18 protein-coding genes are annotated in these 21,812 nt (G+C 46.1%); 1 reads left to right on the top strand and 17 read right to left on the bottom strand.

Annotated features, from left to right (window positions below; translation table 11 throughout):
• Positions 1-37: 37 nt before the first annotated feature.
• The 13 genes from AC787_RS26230 to AC787_RS26170 form a co-directional block, all read right to left on the bottom strand.
• The gene (locus AC787_RS26230; RefSeq protein ID WP_054027894.1) at positions 38-1,387 is read right to left on the bottom strand and encodes an ABC transporter substrate-binding protein; all 1,350 of its coding nucleotides are present in this window, start codon (positions 1,385-1,387) and stop codon (positions 38-40) included.
• 25 nt (positions 1,388-1,412) lie between these two features.
• Positions 1,413-2,243: a carbohydrate ABC transporter permease gene (locus tag AC787_RS26225; protein ID WP_054027893.1), complete on the bottom strand. Its 831-nt coding sequence runs from the start codon at positions 2,241-2,243 to the stop codon at positions 1,413-1,415.
• Between the two features lie 10 nt (positions 2,244-2,253).
• Positions 2,254-3,192, bottom strand: a complete 939-nt coding sequence (locus AC787_RS26220) for a carbohydrate ABC transporter permease (RefSeq protein ID WP_235561123.1) — start codon at positions 3,190-3,192, stop codon at positions 2,254-2,256.
• A 222-nt stretch (positions 3,193-3,414) separates the two neighbouring features.
• Complete coding sequence (locus AC787_RS26215; RefSeq protein ID WP_054027892.1) at positions 3,415-4,764, bottom strand: ABC transporter substrate-binding protein; 1,350 nt, start codon at positions 4,762-4,764, stop codon at positions 3,415-3,417.
• 354 nt (positions 4,765-5,118) lie between these two features.
• Complete coding sequence (locus tag AC787_RS26210) at positions 5,119-6,381, bottom strand: glucuronate isomerase (protein ID WP_054027891.1); 1,263 nt, start codon at positions 6,379-6,381, stop codon at positions 5,119-5,121.
• Between the two features lie 17 nt (positions 6,382-6,398).
• Complete coding sequence (gene gndA, locus AC787_RS26205; protein WP_054027890.1) at positions 6,399-7,808, bottom strand: NADP-dependent phosphogluconate dehydrogenase; 1,410 nt, start codon at positions 7,806-7,808, stop codon at positions 6,399-6,401.
• Between the two features lie 106 nt (positions 7,809-7,914).
• Positions 7,915-8,574 (bottom strand): hypothetical protein, encoded by a 660-nt coding sequence (locus tag AC787_RS26200; RefSeq protein ID WP_054027889.1) that lies wholly within the window; start codon positions 8,572-8,574, stop codon positions 7,915-7,917.
• 14 nt (positions 8,575-8,588) lie between these two features.
• Positions 8,589-9,983: a nickel pincer cofactor biosynthesis protein LarC gene (larC, locus tag AC787_RS26195; protein ID WP_054027888.1), complete on the bottom strand. Its 1,395-nt coding sequence runs from the start codon at positions 9,981-9,983 to the stop codon at positions 8,589-8,591.
• A 1-nt stretch (position 9,984) separates the two neighbouring features.
• On the bottom strand, positions 9,985-10,659 hold the full coding sequence (gene larB, locus AC787_RS26190) for a nickel pincer cofactor biosynthesis protein LarB (protein WP_054027887.1): 675 nt from the start codon (positions 10,657-10,659) through the stop codon (positions 9,985-9,987).
• The gene (gene larE, locus AC787_RS26185) at positions 10,656-11,471 is read right to left on the bottom strand and encodes an ATP-dependent sacrificial sulfur transferase LarE (protein ID WP_054028203.1); all 816 of its coding nucleotides are present in this window, start codon (positions 11,469-11,471) and stop codon (positions 10,656-10,658) included. The genes larB and larE overlap by 4 nt, the downstream gene beginning before the upstream one ends.
• A 26-nt stretch (positions 11,472-11,497) precedes the next feature.
• Positions 11,498-13,045 carry a gluconokinase gene (locus tag AC787_RS26180; protein ID WP_321166168.1) on the bottom strand — a complete coding sequence of 516 codons (1,548 nt, stop codon included), beginning with the start codon at positions 13,043-13,045 and terminating at the stop codon, positions 11,498-11,500.
• The gene (locus tag AC787_RS26175) at positions 13,009-14,286 is read right to left on the bottom strand and encodes a lactate racemase domain-containing protein (protein WP_054027885.1); all 1,278 of its coding nucleotides are present in this window, start codon (positions 14,284-14,286) and stop codon (positions 13,009-13,011) included. The genes AC787_RS26180 and AC787_RS26175 overlap by 37 nt, the downstream gene beginning before the upstream one ends.
• Positions 14,283-15,044, bottom strand: a complete 762-nt coding sequence (locus AC787_RS26170; RefSeq protein WP_054027884.1) for an SDR family oxidoreductase — start codon at positions 15,042-15,044, stop codon at positions 14,283-14,285. Before AC787_RS26170 ends, AC787_RS26175 begins: the two co-directional genes overlap by 4 nt.
• A 172-nt stretch (positions 15,045-15,216) precedes the next feature.
• Here AC787_RS26170 and AC787_RS26165 point away from each other — a divergent pair, with 172 nt between their 5' ends.
• A complete protein-coding gene (locus tag AC787_RS26165) occupies positions 15,217-16,200 on the top strand; it encodes a LacI family DNA-binding transcriptional regulator (protein WP_054027883.1) in 984 nt (327 codons plus the stop codon).
• Positions 16,201-16,220: 20 nt separating this feature from the next.
• Here AC787_RS26165 and AC787_RS26160 read toward each other — a convergent pair whose 3' ends face one another.
• From AC787_RS26160 to AC787_RS26145, 4 genes are all read right to left on the bottom strand, one after another.
• A complete protein-coding gene (locus tag AC787_RS26160; RefSeq protein WP_054027882.1) occupies positions 16,221-17,321 on the bottom strand; it encodes a GerAB/ArcD/ProY family transporter in 1,101 nt (366 codons plus the stop codon).
• A 143-nt stretch (positions 17,322-17,464) separates the two neighbouring features.
• Positions 17,465-18,673 (bottom strand): Ger(x)C family spore germination protein, encoded by a 1,209-nt coding sequence (locus AC787_RS26155; protein ID WP_054027881.1) that lies wholly within the window; start codon positions 18,671-18,673, stop codon positions 17,465-17,467.
• A 40-nt stretch (positions 18,674-18,713) separates the two neighbouring features.
• Positions 18,714-20,291, bottom strand: a complete 1,578-nt coding sequence (locus AC787_RS26150; protein ID WP_152970751.1) for a spore germination protein — start codon at positions 20,289-20,291, stop codon at positions 18,714-18,716.
• 100 nt (positions 20,292-20,391) lie between these two features.
• Positions 20,392-21,786 carry an MFS transporter gene (locus AC787_RS26145; RefSeq protein WP_054027880.1) on the bottom strand — a complete coding sequence of 465 codons (1,395 nt, stop codon included), beginning with the start codon at positions 21,784-21,786 and terminating at the stop codon, positions 20,392-20,394.
• Positions 21,787-21,812: the final 26 nt, after the last annotated feature.

Raw genomic sequence — 21,812 nt, 5'->3', positions numbered from 1 at the left:
AAAATGTCCTCTAGGTTGTATATTTACATGGGAGCGATTATTGATTCGAATCAATCAGTTTTTGAATTCTCCCCTGCGCCGAATTCATCGTTTTTTCGATGTCTTGGCCTTGAAGCATCATTTTATCGAATTCTTCCTGCATCATTTTCTCTACTTCAGCTGAGTAGGCTGGTGGATTTACGACGGGTACCATCACGCTGTTTTTCAAAAAGTTCAACGCCGATTCCTTGTCAATCATTTCAGGGCTAGACGTTGCAGCGATAATTTTATCTAAAACATCTTCCATATTGGCTTTTTTCCAGGATGGAATATTTCTGCCCTGCTCCACGAGCCCATTTGTTGTAAACCAACGGATGAACGTATACGCTTCCTCTTTATGCTTGGACTTACTGTACATCGTCAATATATCTGCTGATACGGAAGTCGTGATCGGATCTTCTTTATTTACTTTTGGATATGGCGCAAATACCGTTTTGAACGTAGCCGGCACTTTTTCTGTGCCCCCAGTCTCGGGAAGGAAGAACGTTCCTGTCATGATCATACTCGCGTCTTCATTGAAATACTGCGGACGATAGTTCAGCTTTTGGCTAACCACCTCGGTGTAAGGGGTTGCCGATTTGTCCTTCTCTGCTTGCAAACGCACTTCCAGCGATTTAAGCATATTCGGATTCATAATATTGGCCGATTTGCCATCGTCCGTGACAAGGTAGGCGTTTTGGGGTTGGTTCACGAGTCCAATCATGGCATACGGATTAGTCCAGCTATGGAAATACGTTCCATACCTTTTTTTCCCGTCGCCGAGTTTTGTCATTTTCTTGGCATAGTCGAGATACTCGTCCCACGTCCAATCTGTCGGAATCGGCAGCCCAGCTTCCTTAAGATGGTCTTCGTTAATCGCAACGAGCAAATTTACCGATTTTCCTGGCAGACCGTAGATTCTGCCGTTCTCTTGCGTATTGACACTGTATTCATCCTCAAATTTGATTCCCTCTTTGTTCAAATAATCATCAAGCGGCTCGATCATGCCGAGCTCGACCCGCTGCACGTAAAAAGAAGGTTGTGAGAACATGATGACGTCCATGTCTTCACCCGAAGCTGCGGCCAAATCGACTTTTTTCACTTGTTCGGTGGCATTGTTATCTCCTGCCGATACGAATTCGACTTTGATGTTCGGGTACTGTTTCTCGAACGCCTGCTTCACGATATCGAATTTTTCAGCTTTTAGATTGTACCAGGTGTGAACCTTAATCGTGACCTGTTTTGCATTCTTGTCTTTATCGGTCCCGGCATTTGTTTCTTTCGTTCCCGTTGATGAGGAACAGCCTGCCAAAAATAATACCGCAGCGATAAATACGATGGTCGAACTCGTCATCCATTTCTTAATCATGTCGTTTCCCCCTGGTTTCTCTTTTCTATCCTTTGACGCTGCCTGAAGCCACACCCTCTATAACATGTTTTTGACCGAAGATGAAGATGATCAGCAATGGTAGGATTGCAGATACGGCACCTGCCATCATGAGCGAATAAAACTCTCCATTCACGTCGGAAAACTTCGTCATCCCTAACTGAAGCGTAAACAAATGATCTGACCGCAGGAAAATCAACGGATTCTGATAATCGTTCCATGTCCATATAAAACGCAGAATCATTACGGTAGCCAAAGCAGATTTTACTAACGGTAGCGTAATTCGAACAAAGATGGTCCAATGGTTGGCACCGTCTATGCGCGCCGACTCGATAATTTCGTTATGAATACTCATATAAAATTGTCTAAGCAGGAAAGTCCCGATCACGGAGGAACCACTTAATAATACTAAGCCGGTATGACTGTCAAATAGGCCTAACCAACGGTACATAATAAATTGTGGCACTAAGATCGCTTGACTCGGAATCATGAATGTCGCGAGAATAACGATGAACAGCAAATCGCGCCCCTTGAATGAAATTTTTGAAAATCCGTAAGCAGCCATTGCTGATATGGTTAGAGAAAATACGGTTGTCAGTAGGGTAATCTTGATCGTGTTCCAATAGTACAAACTAAAAGGCAGCGCACCAAACCAAACTTCCCGGTAATTTTCAACAATATTCCAATTTTTCGGAATCCATTGAATAGGATACGATAGCACATCAAGCTCCGGCTTGAAGGAAGCGGAGAGCATCCACAGGAATGGCATGACGAACATGATTCCTCCGGCACTCATTAATAAAGTAATGATTATACGGCTAACACGTAACGAGCTCATAGGAATCCCCCTAGTAATTTACCCATTTCTTCTGGCCGATCCATTGCACGACGGTGATTGCCAGAATTAAGAGAAGAAGTGCGATGCCAATCGCCGACGCATAGCCGGATTTCAATTGAATGAAAGCGACTTCATATAAGTAGAACACGATAACGGACGTCGATCCCGCAGGCCCGCCATTCGTTAAGATCATAATCAGATCAAACACTTTAAAGGAACCGACAATGCCGGTAATGAGCAGGAAGAATGTCGTTGGCGATAAAAGAGGTATCGTAACTGTGAAAAATTGCCGAATTTTCGTAGCCCCATCGATGTCAGCTGCTTCATACAGGTCTACCGGAATGTTTTGCAGTCCGGCCATGAAGATAATCATTTCAAAACCTATCCCCGCCCACACCATAATAATCATGACGGATATAAGAGCAAAGTTCGGATCTGCCAGCCAAGCCGGCGGATGATCAATTCCAAGCGACATCAGGAATCCGTTTATGGGTCCGCTGCTTGGATGGAATAAAACCCGCCACAGAACGGCTACGGCAACAAAGCTAGATATAAAAGGCATGAAATAAATGACTTTAAAAACACTTTTAAAGTAAGTTGCTTTATTGATGAGCACCGCCAGAGCTAATGAGATGAATAAGGAGACGGGTATCACTAGAATCAAAACAAAATTGTTGGTTAATGACCGGATAAAATTTTCATCCGAAGCCATTTTTGTATAGTTATCTAATCCAATAAATTTGATATTGCTTAAGCCCGCAATAAAGTTCCAATCGGTAAAACTGATTATCCCGGATAGTATAATCGGAATGATCGTGAGCACAGTGGCCGTAATTAGCATTGGCGCGATAAACAAATACCCGGCTAACGTGTCCTGCAAAAATTTCTTTCGTTTTTTTAGTGGAACCTTGTTTCTCGCGGTTCCGGTTTCATGCAGCACTTGTTCCAATTTGATCACCTCATGTTGTTCGTCTATGGTTTCATTATAGGGAGGACTACATTCGAATACAGGGCAATAATTTTTCTCTTTGAGAAATAATTTGCGCAAAATTCGACAGCTTGTCGATAAGTCATTTCTAAAAGAACGAAAAGGCCATTCCCTGCATCACGCGGTAAGAATCACCTTTTCGCCCCTGGCATCTTCTATATTCGACTAGATGAAATCAATCGGTTATTGGTTGGAATCAATCACCTTTTGAATTCTTTCTTGTGCTGCATTCATTGTCTTATCGATATCCTGTCCTTGAAGCATCATGCGATCAAACTCTTCTTGCATCACTTTTTCAACTTCCGCCGAATAAGCTGGCGGGTTTTTCGCTGGGATCATCACGCTATTTTTCAAAAAGTTCAACACGGATTCCTTGTCAATCATTTCAGGGTTAGCTGTCGCAGCAATGATCTTATCCAGCACTTCTTCCATATTAGCCTTTTTCCAGGATGGAATATTTCGCCCCTGAACCATAAGCCCTTCCGTGGTAAACCAGCGGATGAACGTATAGGCTTCCTCTTTATGCTTCGACTTGCTGTACATGGTGACATAATCAGATGAGATCGTTGCATTCATAGGGTCTTCTTTATTTACTTTCGGATACGGTGCGAAAACCGTTTTGAACGTAGCAGGCACTTTTTCCGTTCCACCTACTTCGGGAATAAAGAACGTGCCTGTCGCTATCATACTTGCAGCTTGCGTGAAATATTGCGGACGATAGTTCATCTTTTGGCTAAGCACCTCGGCGTAAGGCGTCGCCGATTTATCCTTCTCTGCTTGCAAGCGAATTTCCAGCGACTTACGCATAGCCGGATTCATAATGTTCGCAGATTTGTTATCATCTGTGACCAAGTAGCCGTTTTCTGTATTGCTAACTAATCCGAGCATCGCAAACGGATTAGTCCAGGTATGGAAGTAGGTGCCATAGTGTTTTTTCTCGCCATCCTGTTTGGTCATTTTCTTGGCATATTCCAGATATTCGTCCCAAGTCCAATCCGTCGGAAGCGGCAGCCCAGCTTCCTTCAAATGGTCTTCGTTGATAGCTACGAAGAAATTCACTGATTTTCCTGGCAGACCATAATACTTGTCATTCACTTGCGTATTGACGGCATATTCGTCGTCAAATTCGATCTCCTCTTTGTTCAAATAATCATCAAGCGGCTCTAACATCCCAACTTCGATCCGCTGTACATAATGAGCGGGTGAGGAGAACATGATGACGTCCATGTCCTCGTCTGAAGCTGCGGCCAAATCCACTTTTTTCACGTGTTCGTTAGAATTGTTATCCCCCGCGGATATGAAATCAACTTTGATGTTTGGATACTGTTTCTCGAATTCCCTCTTCACTACATCGAATTTCTCGTTTTCAAGGTTGTACCACGTACGAACCTTAATCGTGACGGGGTCCGTTTTGCTCCCCTCATTGCTTACGGCGTTTGTGTCTTTTGTTCCAGTTGATGAGGAACAGCCTGTCAGAAGCATTGCCGCAGTCGTGAAAACAATTGCAGAGCCCTTCATCCATTTCTTAATCATTCAACTTCCCCCTTAATTGAATTGATCTATTTTTTGACACTTCCCATGACCTTGCTGGCATTCACTTGTTTTTGGCCATGATGAAGATGATCAACAGAGGTAGGATTATAGACACAAAACCTTTAAAGCGCTTTCAAACAAAATGGGCAGCTGTCTGATTGCGGTTCGTCTATGATTTGATTATAGGGAGCACGAAGTTCAAACACAGGGCAATATTTTTTCTATTTTGAAAAAAATTTGCGCAATAAACGTCTTTTTGGTCGGTTATGATTCTGTTCAACTCTGAACAGCTATACATATAGAAGGCGCAGCCATCGGCTGCGCCCGTTCGAATATCAATCCAACCTTTTACAGTTATTGCTCCTTGCCAAGAAAGCGCCAAAAATTCCGGTTCAACATATCATCTAAATCTCTCTGTATTTCTTCTTCCGTAACGGTCCAGCCGCTGTGATGCAGCTTCTCGTATTTGTCCGCCAGCACGTTCCCGATAATTCTTCTGGAATGCTCCCATTTATAGATCAGCTGCTCGAAGACGCGGCAGTCAGAGTGCTGCGGAATCATCGATGTCCCAAGAAGCTCTAAGCGGAACCGCGTCATTTCTTCGACCATCGACTCGATGTGAAGAAACCACCAGCAGCCGAAAATCATCAGATTACGGAACTTGCGGGCAAGCACCGTCAGCTCATGCTGGTTTTCTCTTGCCAGCATCGTAATAAGAAACTTCTGCTCCGGGTATCGGCGGCACAACGCTTCCACGGCCGACACGTCGGACTGCATACTCATATCTCCTGCCAATCCGAGCGAAGGATTTACTTTTCTCCGAACGCCAATCATCAGCGCAAACGGAATGTCTTGCTCTTGGCATACCGGAATCATAACCTCATCAATCATTTTGCTCCGATGATCATCGGCTGGATATGTGAAATCGCCCGGCATGGACACGGCAAGGTAGAGCGCATCCATGCGAGTGATCCATTCGGATAGAAAACGGCGGGTCTCCTCTTTCGTCCGTTCCGTCCACTCCGCCTGTACATCATAACCTAGACCTTGAAGCTCGCTCACAGCATGAGGCCAATCATTGAGCAGTGCATCCACGCGAAGCGCTGCATAAAACCGTGGATCCGTTTTACCTTTCCCTGATTGCCAGACAGGACGTTCTACGGGATCGAACGGGTCGTTAGTCATCACGATTTTCTCGATTCCCGCGATTTGCATGACCGTATCGACCTGTTCATGCACCGTACGTTTTTCAAGCGCTAGGCGGTAATCGTCAAGGTTACGAGAGGATACGTCCAGTCCAAGCCGTTTGAGAATCGTTATAAATCCTGTAGCTGCCTCGCTTACCGGCGAATGGTCAAGGAAAAGCAATTTCCATATCCAATCCGCTTGCTCCCGCTTAGTCATAGACCAGAAGTGGTCGTACTCTTCCTCCGACCACCTGAAACTCTCCGAAATCAAATAATGATAGGTTAGTAATTCATCAATGCCCCATAAAAGCAAACTTCCGAATTCAGGCGCATATAAATGCGTATGCATATCGGTGACTGGCGTGCTAAGTGCCAAGCGCTCAACCGTCTGCCGAAGATCAACCAAACTCATATCCATTTGTGTACTCATTTTCATTTCCCCTTTTCTTAGTTATTCCATTGATAGTGATAACTGCCGTCTTTATCAATACGCTCAAACGTATGTGCTCCGAAATAATCGCGCTGAGCTTGAAGCAGATTTGCCGGGAGATGCTCAGTACGGTACGCGTCAAAGTAAGATAATGCCGAAGCGAATGCCGGTACAGGGATGCCATTCAGCGCTGCAGCTGCAACCACTTCCCGCCATGCTTGCTGATAATCATTCACAATATTTTTAAAATAGCTGTCTACGAGCAGATTAGGAAGATTCGCATCGTTATCAAAGGCATCCTTGATGTTTTGAAGGAATTGCGCACGGATAATACAACCTCCACGGAATATCATGGCAATGCTACCGCAATTCAGGTCCCATTGATAAGTATCGGAAGCCATTTTCATTTGAGCAAAACCTTGTGCATAGGAGCATATTTTGCTTGCATACAGCGCTTTCCGCACCAGCTCAATGAAATCATCCCGGTTTCCGCTATATTTCGATACAACAGGCTTGTCAAACATCGCCGAGGCTCTCTTACGCTCTTCTCCCAGAGATGATAAATAACGCATGAAAACAGATTCCGTGATGACAGGCAATGGAACGCCGAGATCAAGGGCATTTTGCGAGGTCCATTTTCCTGTGCCCTTCTGCCCGGCAGAATCCTTGATAATATCAACCACTCTTTTACCCGTTTCCGGATCGATCTTGGTGAATATATCCTGCGTGATCTCAATCAGGTAGCTGTTCAGTTCCCCTTCGTTCCATTTCTTGAAAATTTGATGGAGTTCCTCCGGCTCCGCACCGATGACTTCTTTTAGCAGATGATAAGATTCGCAAATCAGCTGCATGTCTCCATATTCGATACCATTGTGTACCATCTTGACATAATGACCCGCTCCGTCCGGCCCGATATACGTACAGCAAGGCACGCCCTCGACTTTGGCAGAAATAGCGGTCAAATATGGCTCAACATGTGCATAAGCCTCCTTGGTTCCGCCCGGCATAATCGCGGGTCCCTCCAACGCGCCCTGCTCCCCGCCGGATACGCCTGAACCGATAAAACGAATGCCTAGCGCCTCCAGCTCCTTCGTTCTCCGCTGTGTATCAACAAAGTACGAATTGCCGCCGTCAATAATAATATCTTCTTTACCCAGGAATGGAAGGAGCTGTTTAATCGTATCGTCAGTCGCATTCCCGGCTTTAACCATCAACAGAATTTTCCTTGGCAGCGCAAGCGAAGCGACAAAGTCCCCTAAAGATTCATATCCGTATAGCTTTCGGCCGTCAGCTTCTGCAAGTAACTCTTTTGTTTTTTCATAAGATCGATTAAAGACGGCAACCTCAAATCCACGGCTCTCCAAATTTAATGCTAAATTTTTCCCCATGACAGCAAGGCCAATGACACCAATCTGTTTTCTATTCACATACTTTCTCTCCCTTTATTCAAATATGCTTCAATCTCTTTATTGCTTATATAGAGAAGGATGCCAGGCATCCTATCAATAACAACGTTGTTAAAAAAGACCGCAATTACTCCAGCAAATAGCTTACTCCAAGAACAAAACTGAATAAACAAGCGGCATACATCGTAACTGGAAGCAGCGGACGAACTTTTTTGGCAAGATCATGAAACCAAATGCTGACAATCGCTATGATTGCGTGAGAGAGTAGTAATCCAATGCTAAACGCGGCTACCGCAAGCATACCGTGGTTCGTTGCGGCTACTCCGGCGACCGTGGTGAACAAAAGAAGCTGTGTCGGCGTTTCCGCACCGATACCATGGATGACTCCGACTGTAAATACATTCCGACGCGTAAAAGTAAACGGCTCGCCGTTTCTCCGCCTAAGCTTCTGAAATATAGCGATGCCGCGGCTCCAATAGGCACCGTTCCCATTTCTTCTTCCAATCAAAATAAGGATGGCCATAAAGATCAAGGTTATGCCTACTGCCTTGCCCATCCATTGATCGGCCCAAATCGGTACACTCCAAGCAAATACAAGTATACTGCAGCCAAGAACGAAAACGACCGCTTCATGCCCGCCCGCGTACCACAGAGACAGCTTCATCCTCTCTTTTTTCGAGCCCGAGCTGCCTCCCGTTATATCAGCTAAAGCTGCCACATGGTCCAAATCTATGCCATGGCGCAGACCCAGCAATATAGACAATGCTAACAAACCTATTAACTCCACTAGTTTCCCTACTCCTATTCTCTGAGCAGTTTATAGACTTCGCTGTAGACGGTTTCGAGAGGAATGCCGTACGTTCTAGCGGCTTGGGCCGCATCCTCATATTCCGGCGATTGGCGAATGATTTTTTCTCCATCTAGAGCCTGCTTCACTCTCACCGATCCGAAAGGAGTTTCCACCTGAATCCACTGGCGAGCAAGCGCCCTACGCTGCCATTCGCTCCTGCGTACGCCGAAAGTCGATGTTTCTGCAAGCATCGTCTCCTCGCACCGCGAGCTGTTTGCCGGATGGCATAGAACAGTGACAAGGACGCCTGGACGATTTTTTTTCATATAGACAGGAGTATGGTAAACATCGAGAGCTCCGGCTTCGAACAGCCTTTCCATGGCAAAACCAAGTGTCTCCCCCGTTGAATCATCTACCTGCGCTTCGAGTACGACAATCGTCTCGTTGAAATTTTTCTCTTGCTCCTGTTGATATAAAACAGCTCTGACAACGTTCGGATGGTCGAAATTTTTTGTACCTGCGCCATATCCGATTCGGTCAATCGTTCCTGCGGGCAATGGACCAAAACCTGAGGCCAGCGCTTTGACGATCCCAGCACCTGTCGGCGTTGTCAATTCCCCTTTAGCCGTGAACTCAGATAATGGTACGCCTCGCAGCAGCTCTGCCGTAGCGGGAGCAGGGATCGGATATAAGCCGTGGGCCATACGCAGCCTGCCCGTTCCCGTTGGTACAGGAGAGACAATAATTTTGCCAGCATCCAAGCTCTCCAGTGCAAGGCAAACGCCAATAACGTCCAAAATGGAGTCCATCGCTCCCACTTCGTGAAAGTGAACATCGGCTGGGTCCATGCCATGGATCTTGCCTTCCGCTTCAGCGATTAAGCGAAAGATGGACAGACTTCTCTCTTTCACTCGATCCGGCAGCGTTGAAATCTCGATCATTCTTATGATGTCAGATGCTTTTCTGTGCTCATGTGAATGCTCATGATGGTGATGGTCGTGTGAATGATCGTGCGAATGCTCATGATGATGGTCATGTGCGTGATCATGTGAATGCTCATGATGGTGATCATGTGCGTGTGCATGCGAATGCTCATGATGGTGATCGTGTGAATGATCATGCGAATGCTCATGATGATGGTCATGTGTGTGAGCATGTGCGTGATCATGCGAATGATGGTGATGATCGTGTCCGCCGTTATGCTCACTGTGATCGAAGCTTAGCTTCAACCATTTCGCGGTTATGCCTCTTCGGTCCACCTTTACGAATTCCATCGTGAAAGGATCGATCGGAAGTTTCGATAAATGGCTGACAATATACTCCTCGTCTGCGCCCAGGTCCACGAGTGCGGAAAGTGTCATATCCCCTGCGATGCCTGAAATACAATCCAAATAGACAGTTCTCATTCTAAGTGCCCTCCGCTACCAATTGTAAGATCATTGCTGCTTGAAACCCTGCCCCGAAGCCATTATCGATATTGACGACGGTCACGCCGGCTGCGCAGGAGGTCATCATGGCAAGAAGCGTTGTAATCCCTTGAAGATTAGCGCCATAACCGATAGAAGTAGGTACCGCTATAACCGGCCTGCGGACGAGTCCTCCGACAACGCTGACTAAGGCGCCCTCCATACCGGCAACCCCAATCACAACAGACGCTTCCCGGATGCGTTCCTTTTGGCTAAGAAGCCGATCGATTCCCGCTACTCCGACGTCAAAGATACGATCAACCTCGCAGCCCATCCATTCCGCTGTCCCTGCCGCTTCCTCCGCCACCGGTATATCCGAAGTCCCTCCGGTCAGAACCGCCACTTTTCCAGGGAGCTTGCGCGCGGATTGACCCAGCGAGATAAGTCGAGATCCACTATCATAACGAGCCTCAGGGTGCCTTGCGATCACTCGATCCGCCATCTCGGCCGTTGCCCGGGTGACAAGTGCCCTTCCATGATTTTCCACAAGCCTTGAGAAAATGGTTTCAACCTGATCCACGGTCTTTCCCTGTCCAAAAACGACTTCCGGATGTCCCGTCCGCTCGTTGCGACCCACATCCAGCTTACAAAATCCAAGATCCTCAAACTCATTCATATCGCCGAGCCCCCAAGTTCAAGCACTTTATTCATACTTCCGCTGCGGTAACCGGAAAGATCCATCGCAACGTAGATAAATCCAAGCTCTTTCAATCGCTCTGAAATGATGGAGGCGTGGCTAATGAGCAGCTCCATTGCCCTCGGTTCCACTTCGATTCGTGCGATATCGCCATGACTCCTGACCCTTACTTGCCCAAAACCTAGTGAACGAATATAGCGTTCAGCTTCTCCGACACGTCCAAGCTTCTCGATCGTAATCGTCTCGCCGTAGGCAATCCGAGAGGAAAGACAAGCGAATGACGGCTTATCCCAAGTGGGCAGTCCGTGCTCACGGGAGAGATCACGGATCTCTTCCTTATAAAGTCCGGCTTCCTGCAAAGGTCCCCGCACACCTCGTTCTTTCGCCGCTTGAACCCCAGGCCTATGCTCATTCATGTCATCCGCAATGAGCCCGTAGACAATATGGCGGTAAGCTCCGTCCTCGATGAACGGCTCGATATGCTCGAATAAACTCTTTTTGCAAAAATAACAACGGTTTGCATTATTCTCTTTGTAGCCAGGAATACTTAATTCAGACGTTTCGATTACCTTATGAGTCGCGCCAATGCTCTTCGCCAGCCGGATCGCTTCCTCAAGCTCTTCCGTCGGATAGGTTTCTGAGTCGGCCGTAACCGCCAAGACCCGCTCGCTTCCCAGTGTTTTTATTGCGGCATCCAGAAGAAAGGTACTGTCAACGCCTCCGGAGAACGCCACCACAACCGATTCCATTTCCGTTAGAATCGCCTGCAGCTTGCTGTATTTATCATGCATACTATTGACACCGCCTTCCGTTAAATTCATCCAACCGACATATGCTGCAGTTTCGATATTTCCCTCATAGGCTCTTTCAATCGATCGTATATGCTTAAATATAGTGGAAGTATTTTTTGATAATGCTTATGATTGCTCATATCGGGTTCAAAGAAGCTGCCTTTCTGCTCCTTCCACCTCAGCAGCGGGCCGCGGCAGCCATCCATAGCGTATAATCCAAGCTGAGCGGCTCCGAGTCCTGAGCTTTCTACTGACTCGGGTACCCGTACGGGCACGCCCAGCATGTCGGCCATCATTTGGCACCATAAGGCAGAACGTGCAAAACCTCCGGATGCCCTGACCTCTTTAGGCTTTTCACCTGCCTGCTTCATTAAGGAAACGATTGCGGTAATCTGAAACAGAACGCCTTCCATTGCAGCGCGAAGCATATCCGTCTCCCTATGCGCAAGCGTCAATCCGAACATGACACCTTTGGCCTGGGCATCCCAGAAAGGAGCCCTTTCTCCCGATAAGAGAGGTAGAAAAAGCAGGCCGTTGGATCCCGGAGGCACAGCAGCGGCTAAAGGGAGCACCTCATCAATCGATTTCCCAGGGTAGAGGCGATCCGAGATCCACCTGGCTACGATAGCACCGTTGTTGGAAGGTCCGCCGACAAACCAATGATCTTTCGTCAAAGCGTAGCAGAACAGTTTCCCATCCGCATCGAAGGTAGGCCGTTTTACGGTCGTCCGTACAGCCCCGCTTGTGCCAATCGTCACTGCCAGCACACCTTCCTCCACCGCACCAATTCCAAGATTGGCTAATACTCCGTCCTGCGCCCCGAGAATGAATGGCGTGTCCGTACCAAGTCCCATCCGTTCTGCCGCTTCCCTGTTCAGCCCATCGATTCGCTCCGTCGAAGGAACAAGCTTGGGCAATTGATCCTCACGAATGCCTGCCAGAATTAATGCTTCCTTATCCCATGTTAACGTCTCGAGATTAAATAAACCGGTAGCGCTTGCTATCGAATGGTCCATCATCATAATTCCAAATAACTTATTCAAAATATATTCCTTTATTCCGACGAAATGATGCGCGGAATGAAATAGATCCGGCCTTTCCTCCCTCATCCAGATCAGCTTGACGAGCGGTGACATCGGGTGGATCGGCGTGCCCGTCCGCGAATAGACCGATAATCCCGTTCCGTCATTCAGCAACCGCTCGGCCTGGGCTGCGCTGCGCAAATCCGCCCAGGTGATGCTGGGTGTGAGCGGAAGTCCGTTCGCATCAAGCAGTATCAAGCTGTGATTGGCCGAGCTAAAGGCAACACACCGTATTTCCCCAGTCTGAAAACTGCCTTTCTTCATAACATGACCAACGCTATCAATTACAGCCTCGCAGATGACATCGGGATCCTGTTCGGCATACCCTTGCTTCGGCGTGTGCAGCGGATACTCAATCGAGTGGCTTCCAAGGATCTGTCCTGTCAGGTCGACGGCCAACGTCTTCGTGCTCGTCGTTCCGATATCAATGGCTATGACTATTTTGGCATCCGCACTCATTTTGGCAAAAATCCTTCCTCGTCGAACTTCCACTCGTAAGGCCCTTCCAAAATCTCGATGCGCGGATTTCTTTTGGCTTCCTCAAGCAGTGATTCGGAAATTTCAATCGTTCCAAGATGCAGCGTATCCCGAATACGAACCAGCTTGCACTGTGTGTAATCCAAAATGTTGCAGGTTTTGATCGCTGCCTTAATGGCATCGCGATCATTCTCAAGCGTTGTCGCTTGTTTCGTCGGCGCACAGACCGTAGAGGTTAGTCCATTGGCATAAGTCGCTGGCCAATCCGTCTTGCTAACTAGTCTGCTTGTCGTGAAATCGGCTGTGCCCACTCCGTTTGCATTGCCCTGGGACTCTGGCGTCAGGTCGAGAACAACCATCTTGTTCACCTCAGGTCCCCCGTGCGCATAAGGCGTCGGATACCTGCCCGTGATATTCGGATCCGCTCCGTCACCGCTAATATTTTTTCCGATGTAATCAATAACAAGAACGTCCAGATCATTGAAAAGGATTTGCGGGAGTCGGCTCTTCGCTTCGATTAGCAGCTCCTTCTCACGTTCCTCCATCGTATCCGTTCCGAGAACCTCAATCCGGCAGATTTGGTCATACGCGTTTTCCACGACCGCTACCCCAAACCGGATCGGAAGCTTCTCGATCATCACACGAGCCATTGCCGGTACATTCTCAGCCATATACTTGAAGCCCAACTGATGGCAAGCCTCTGCTCCTTTTTGCTTCCCCAGTCCGATCGAGATCATTTTAAACATGCCGCTTTCAATCGCCCCTCGAAAAGCCGTATGCGGTTTTATGCGGTTAATGACGATGATGGCATCCGACTCCGTAGCGGCGATTTTGTCACAGTAAATCGGCAAGCCGTTCGGCAGGCGATCAAGCTCTACGACCTCCATCGATGAACGGACCGGACAACCCATACGCGTCTCATCGATGCCGAGATGGGCAAGCACCTCCGTTTGCCCTTCTGCTGTCGCTCCCCCATGACTTCCCATACATGGCACAATGAAAGGCTCGGCGCCGATTCTCTTTAATTCGTCAATAACGGTCTTTGTGAGCTCATCGATTCGCGAAATTCCCCGGCTGCCTACGGCAACCGCAACCCTTTGTCCTGCAGTAATCCCAGTCATCGAATCGGCAGTACGCAACCGCCCAATCAGTTCTCCTATGGGATCTTCAAGTATGGTGTCATCAAACGACTGACGAATTTTTACCAGCTTCGGAATAGGTGTATTTTCAACTAAACTTCGAAGTAAATCACTCATATTGTCATCGCTCCAAATCCTCCGTCAACCCGGATCATCGCTCCGGTGACAAATGATGATGCTTTTGATGAGGCCAAGTAAACAATGGTTCCCTTAAGTTCCTCCGGATCTCCGAAGCGGTTCATTGGCGTATGCTTCATAATCGATTCCACTCTGTCCGGTGATAAGATTTTTTTGTTTTGTTCTGCCGGGAAGAATCCGGGAATGATCGCGTTAACCCTTACCTTGCTCGGAGCGAACTCCCTGGCCAAATATTGAGTTACGCTATTTACCCCAGCTTTCGATACCGAGTAAGTAAATACCCGAGACAGCGGCGGTGAAGAGGATACGGAAGAAATATTGATTATGGAGCCGCCATCCCCCTGCTCGATCATCCTTTTACCAAAAACCTGGCTGGCCAAAACTACGCTTTTGAGGTTAACATCCATAATCCGGTCCCATTCCTCCATTTCGAGATCAAAAAACGGTGTCGCGCTATTTGTCCCCGAGGCATTAACAAGCGTATCCACACGGCCGCCCCATTCAAGCACTTCATTCAAAACCGACTGCAGTTCCTCTTTTTTAGTCGCGTCCGCCTTCAAAGGAATCGCTATTCCGCCATTCCGTTCGATCTGCTCACAAACGAGCCGAGCTTTTTCCATGTCCCTGCCGACGACCGCCACTTTTGATCCTGCTTCCGCAAGCGCGGCAGACATGGCACTGCCTAACACGCCATTGCCTCCGATTACGACTGAAACGGTATTTTGTAATTCAAACATCTATAAAACCACCTTTAATCCCAAATTAACAACGTTGTTATTTTTATGATATCCGAATATCCCATTGCTGTCTATACGAAAAATATGCCGCTTTCATTTGCAAAAAATGTATTCTATGATAAAGTGAACGACATAAATCAGAACTCGGACTAGTGCCTTTCGGAGGGAATCCATGGTAACCATTAAAGACATCGCAGACCGAGCGGGCGTCAGTTTCTCCACTGTCTCCAAGGCATTGAGAGACAGCCCGCTCGTACAGAACAAAACAAAACAGCATATACTTTCTATCGCAAAGGAAATGGGGTACCAACCCAATATCGCAGCCCGAAGCCTCGTCTCCCGAAGAAGCGGAGCGATTGGCGTCGTATGGCCATCCATTGAACGCGCCGCCCTTTCCTCCCTGATTACAAAGATTAATGAACAACTCGAAAAGAAGGGTTACGTTACTTTGCTCTCCATAAGCCATTTGGAATCAGCGATCGAAATCTTCCGTCGTTACCAAGTAGACGCCATACTCGTCTTTGGGGACAGGGATAGTATTTCCAGCTTCAACAAGTTAATTCCGCTGCAGATCCCCATTCTGACTTATGGCGCTGCAGGCTACACACCGTACTCTGCCGTTGACGTAAACAGAGGCCAAGCCGTTCGTCTTGCCGTACGTCACTTGGTTGAACTCGGTCATAAAGATATCGCCTATATTGGCGAACCTAACACGCAAGATCCGCTGCAGACCGTAAAGATCGAAGCTTTTCGCGACGAAATGATCCGTCTGGGCTTACAGGTCAGGAACGACGCCGTGCTTCACATGAATGGCTTAGAATTTCACGACGGATACATGGCCGCACGTACGATGCTGGAGCAAACGGCATGTCCTACAGCCGTCATCAGTGGCGGCATCGATTTGACACGCGGCATCATTCGGGCTATCGGAGAGCATGGACTTCGCGTTCCGCAGGATATTTCCGTAGTCAGTTATGACAACCTGCCTCAAATGGAAGACCTTGAAACTCCGATGACCGTTGTCGGCGTAGCCATAGATACGATAACATCCGTCATTTCAACAACCATTCTCGATCTTATTGACGACCCGGAATCACTAAAAACCGTATACTTAGAGCCTGAACTCGTGATCCGCGACTCTACCTCCCAAAGGTGAATGACGAAGCAGAAAAACGATTATCCCTTTCTCACATAGCCCCTAACAAGGGTTGCTGCCAATAAAAATAACGGCAAGGCTAATCCAAACGTTAGATTAAAAAACGGTAAAATTGTTCTGCTGAAGTTAATCATGTAACTCGAATTCGGTACAAAAAGCAAAGCAACATTCACAATCAGCATACCAAGCGGAATCGTTAAAAATTTGCTGTCTTTTAAATTTAAGGTTTGTGCTAAACCATAAACGATCAGATAAACATAAGTACTCATTTTAATAAAACAGGTGAAAAACCATGCGAACGCAATCGTTGACTCTACCCTTTCGAAAAATTTTCCAATACTAATTTTTTTTGCCAAAGCATAACTTGGATAGGTTTCGCTCGATGTAATCTCTAAGCCTAATACAAGAATCGAAAGAATCGTAATCAAGAACAAGAGCGACCATCCGATAAAAACACCTGATAAAAGAGCTTTTCTAACCTTTGCTTGCTCGTTTGCATGAGGGAAGATCATCAAAAAGAGAACGAGCTCTAAAAACGGAAAACTCATCAAAGGAACAGCGCCTCTTATGACTGGTTTAAATCCACCTTCAAGGATGGGTAATAGATGTTCAATATGGACTTGGGGTATAAGAGAGATAGACATAAAGGCAAGCATGAAAAGACTAATCGCCACCAGAATTTCAGCAGTTCGGGAAATGGATTCTATCCCTAATTTCACTGCGTATATGACAACTAAAATAAAAATGATGTATATCGCTCCGATTGGCGTTTCTGGCATCGTTTGTACCTGAACAAATCCTCCCATCCCCCTTAAGGTAAGAGCACTTAATAAGACAGGATAAATCATAATAAATAGCAAGGAAATTATCTTTCCAACCCATTTTCCCAACACCGCTTCAAAAATCTCGGTTAAATTTTTCATAGGATGCTTTTTATGTAAGGCCAAGTATAAAAAAAGTATGGGCAGCGTTAGTAATAGCGCCAGAATTGCAGCTAACCAAGCATCTTGTTTGGCTTCCATTGCAAGAATTGAAGGTATCGTAAGTATCGAAGTACCTGTTACATTCATGATGACCAATATTGAAAGCTGCCTGGTCGAAATCGCGCTTCGATGCTCCATACCTTCATCCGCCCCCCTCAGTTATAGTTAACTTAATAGATGAAATACCGCTTCACTCAAAGGTCTATATAAGATAGTAAGCCATTGTAATGGATTGGGCAGCTTCGCATGCAGTCCTTGGGCTATGCTTAAAAGATGTCTTATCATTCCTTTCCAGCTACTTTTGACATCGAATGAATGACTGTGCCCATATTCCGTATTTTCACTTCAGCTTTAACCGCAACTTGGAGGTCGGCAAACTGCTTATCCCAATTACCGTTTAACGCTCTCCATGCTCTTGGATCTGCTCGATGCAGAACTTCGCCGAAACCAAAGATATCGGTTTTATATTTGGTTCTCACTGTTTTGATCGTATTGGTCAAAAATTGCTCAAGATACTTCGATGCATCCTCCTGAAGTGCGACAATGGTGGCCGGATTTGCTAGATCCATATGGCAGGCGATCTCGTCAATGTTCATTTCTGTTCGAACGAATAGTTCAACCCGGGGTACGCCTTGTTGAATTTTTCCTTTGACCTTCGTTTTAGAGCGCATGACCTCATATGAAATTTTTTGCTTTCCGCTCGGGCAGTCGGTGACTAAGCCCGAATGGGTTACATTATCAGTGATGTAGTTGAAGCCTAGGCTCTCCTGCTGACTTAGCCAGCCAATGAGTTTGTCATCCTTAAATACGGATAGCCCCAGTAGTTCAATATCGCTAGAGGGCTCTATCGTCTTTAAATTATCCGCAGAGTTGCCTTTTTTCAAGTTTCCGGTCACTTTGAGACCAGGTAATACCGCACTTTTCCCCGTGCTCGACAAGGTGGTAATGAGGGCATCCAATTTCACTCCCCCCGCTGACGACAAATAATCTTCTGAGGCTTCAATCGATTGATATACCTTCGCCGCCGGGACATTATCAATTGGGCTCATCACCGTTAATATATTTTCAGCAGCTGAGCCTTTTGCTATGACGATGTCAAAGTCTGCTCGAGAGTACCTATTCCTTCTAAAAAAATCTATAATTTCATTTAGACCCTCTCTTGCTGTTTTTTCACCGATTGCGAGTATGCGTAAATGCCCTAAGTGTATCCTTCTTGGACTCGTCTTTGTCATCTTCCGCAGTGCCTCTGAAATGGAATAACCTTTTGCTTTAAAAAGGATGACGGGAGATTGCCCTCCTCCCCCTTTTTTATTAGATGCATATTGTTTCGGTTCTAAAACTTGTACGGCTACCTCATACATATCCCCTGGTTTATCGACGGACATCCCGGCAGCTATCGAAAATTCATTCAATTCGCTACGGCTCCAACAGCCTGTTACAAATGCTAATAAGAAAACAGACAATAAAAGGACAGCTAATTTTCTTTTCATCCTATTCCCTTCCGAATACGTCGCTTGGCCTGATCAGCTTTTATTTTGGTCGACGCACGCGCTGCCGCATTAGATTATGCCGTGCTATTAATTTCGGCCGGAAAATCATGGACCTGATAGGTGCCCTCAATAAGCCATCTTTCTGACCTTGAAAGTCAAATGGTGCAAACGGACTTAAATAGGGAACGCCAAACGAACGTAAGCTGCTTAAATGAAGGACCATGGTAATGAATCCTAAGCTAATGCCATATAGTCCAAATGAAGCGCCCAAGAAAATAAAAGGAAACCGCATTAAGCGGATCGATATGGCCATATCATTCGATGGAATAACGAAGTTGGCAACTGCAGTTATAGAGACGACGATAACCATTGCCGGAGAAATAAGTCCCGCTTCAACTGCTGCAGTCCCAAGAACGATCGAACCGACAATGGACATCGCTTGTCCAATATTCCTAGGCATTCGAATGCCAGCTTCACGTAAGATCTCAAAAGTAATTTCCATGATCATGGCTTCGATAAAAGCGGGAAAAGGTACGCCTTCACGTTGAGCAGTCAAACTACCGAGAAGTGTGCGCGGAATCATTTCAATATGAAAAGTGGTAACGGCAACGTAAATAGACGGTGCAAATAGGGCGATAAATATCCCCAAATAACGTAATAACCGTATAAGTGAACCGATATCCGCACGATGATAATAATCTTCCGCAGAATGTATAAAGGAAGCAAATAAGGCAGGTACGACAAGTACATAAGGAGTGCCGTCAACTAATATAGCCACTTTGCCCTCAAGCAGCGAAGCCGCTATCACATCCGGTCTCTCCGAGTTAAATACAGTCGGGAATGGGGTCTTCGCCTCGTCCTGAATCAGCTCTTCTATGTAATTGCTTTCTAGGATGCCGTCTATGTCGATTCGCTTTAGACGCGTGAGCACTTCTTTTACTACCTTCTCGTTAGCAATTCCGTAGATATAGAGAATCGCTACATCTGTTTGTGTCAAACTCCCGATTTGAATGGTTTCCAACCACAAATCCGGGGATTTTATCTTCCTTCGGATCATGGCCGTATTCGCCCTCAAATTTTCCGTAAAACCTTCCTTAGGCCCTCGAATAACCGTTTCTGAGGTAGGCTCTGTAATCGCGCGCTCTTTCCAGCCGCTCAGGCTGATTGAAAATCCGGATAAATGACCATCCATCAGCAAAATAACGCTTCCAGACAGCAGCGAATGAAACATGCCGTTAAAATCATCTACATCATGTTTAACTGCCGTTGTTGTTAAAATATAATCTTTCAAGTATTGCAAAACGTTTCCTTCGGATTTTAATTTTTCGGATGATAAATAATCGTTTTTTATCATCAGTGATTCCAGAACAAAATCGTTTACTGCATTTGAATCGATCAGCCCGTCAATAAAGATGAGGCAAGCTTTTACATCCATCATCCCTAGTTTGATTTCACGGACAATAACATCTGTGCTATTACCCATTCGTTGTTTCATTTTATGGATATTCTCTTGTAGGTCAGCAACCAACGGTTCATTGGTTTGCTTGAGATCACTATCCATCAAAACACCGCCTTCTATACTTTCTTTGCTTAAAATTCCCATTTGACTCTTTTTCATGCATGGATAAACCCCCGATCCGTATCCCAAACCAAAACAAATAAGCCCGAGGCTATGCCCCGGACAATGGATTACGTCATCGAATAATCTCTACAGCTGATTAATTTTTTAACTGCTCATTTAACCAGACCAAACGCTGCTTCGATAAATTGTAAATCCACACAATAGCAACTAACGCGATCAGCGAGCCAAGCGCGGGAATCAGTGTGATCAAATTCTTTATTCCTCTCGCAGCTTCTTCCGTTTGAATCTGCAATCCGGAATTATACCCAACGGCAACGAGCGCAAAACCGCCGAGTCCTCCCGCAACCCCTTGACCAATTTTACGAACTAAGGAGTAGACGGAATATACGGTTCCCTCTTCACGTTTGCCTGTAATGAACTGCTGATAATCGATGCAATCCGAGACCATGGCCCAAACCAATATATTTAAGAAAGCCATGCCAAAGCTTGATACAAAGTAAAAACCAATATATACATAAGGGCTTGTGATCGGTAGAACGAACATAATGAAATTAATGACAACCGCAATAATCAAGCCGATGACAGCGCTCTCTTTTTTTCCGTATTTCTTTACTAGAGGAGAGACGAGCGGCATGGCAAGGAGCGCGGAACCCAATCCAATTAAACCAGCAATCGAGATTAGTCCCGGTGTTTTGAAATAATCTTTGAACAAATAAGGCGTTATTGCGGATACCACCATCAATGAGACCATCATTCCGAAGGAAGCGAGCATGATGCCTAGTAGTGCTTTGTTTTTAAATAAGCCTTTTACGGTTATCAATAAATTTATTTTCTCAGAGGCAGGCTTAACTGTTTTTATTCTTTCTACCGTCATTCGGTAGGAGCTTAAGTAACATATAATCGCCAACACGGCGCAAATGATGGCTATCGTTACAAATCCGTTTGCTGTAGGCGTTTTTCCGCTGCCAAATATAATAATCGGCGCTACCGTCATAATAAAAACATTAGCTAGAATAGCACCCATCGTCCTGAATGTAGAAAGCGATGTTCTTTCCACGGGATCCGATGTGATAACGGATGCTAATGAACCATAAGGTATGTTTATTGTAGAGTAAGCCAAGCCCCATATAATGTAGGTAGCCGTTGCCAGAAAAACCTGCCAGCCTGCGGCGACCGGAAAATAAGTAAATGTCAGAATACCGAAAGCGGTTACAGGAATAGCACTATATAACAGGTAAGGTCTGAATTTACCTCTCGCACCGACAGGCCTAGAATCGACATAAGCTCCCCATGCCACATCAAATAATGCGTCCAGTACTCTAGCTACTAGCAAAATCATGCCGGCAGTCGCAGCGGATATTCCATAAATATCCGTATAGAACAACATTAAATAACCGCTAATTAATGTAAAAAACAAATCGTTCCCAACGTCTCCGAACATATAGCCGACTTTATCTCTGATCCCGAATTTTCTAACGCCTTGACTGGCCGGAGCCTCCGTCTTTTCCAACAGCTTTGCAGTTTGTTCCATGTCTTATCCCCCGAGTAGGTACAAAA

The sequence above is a fragment of the Bacillus sp. FJAT-28004 genome, from assembly GCF_001280845.1.
Taxonomy (GTDB): domain Bacteria; phylum Bacillota; class Bacilli; order Paenibacillales; family Paenibacillaceae; genus Pristimantibacillus.
This window is presented reverse-complemented; position numbering and strand designations above follow the sequence as displayed.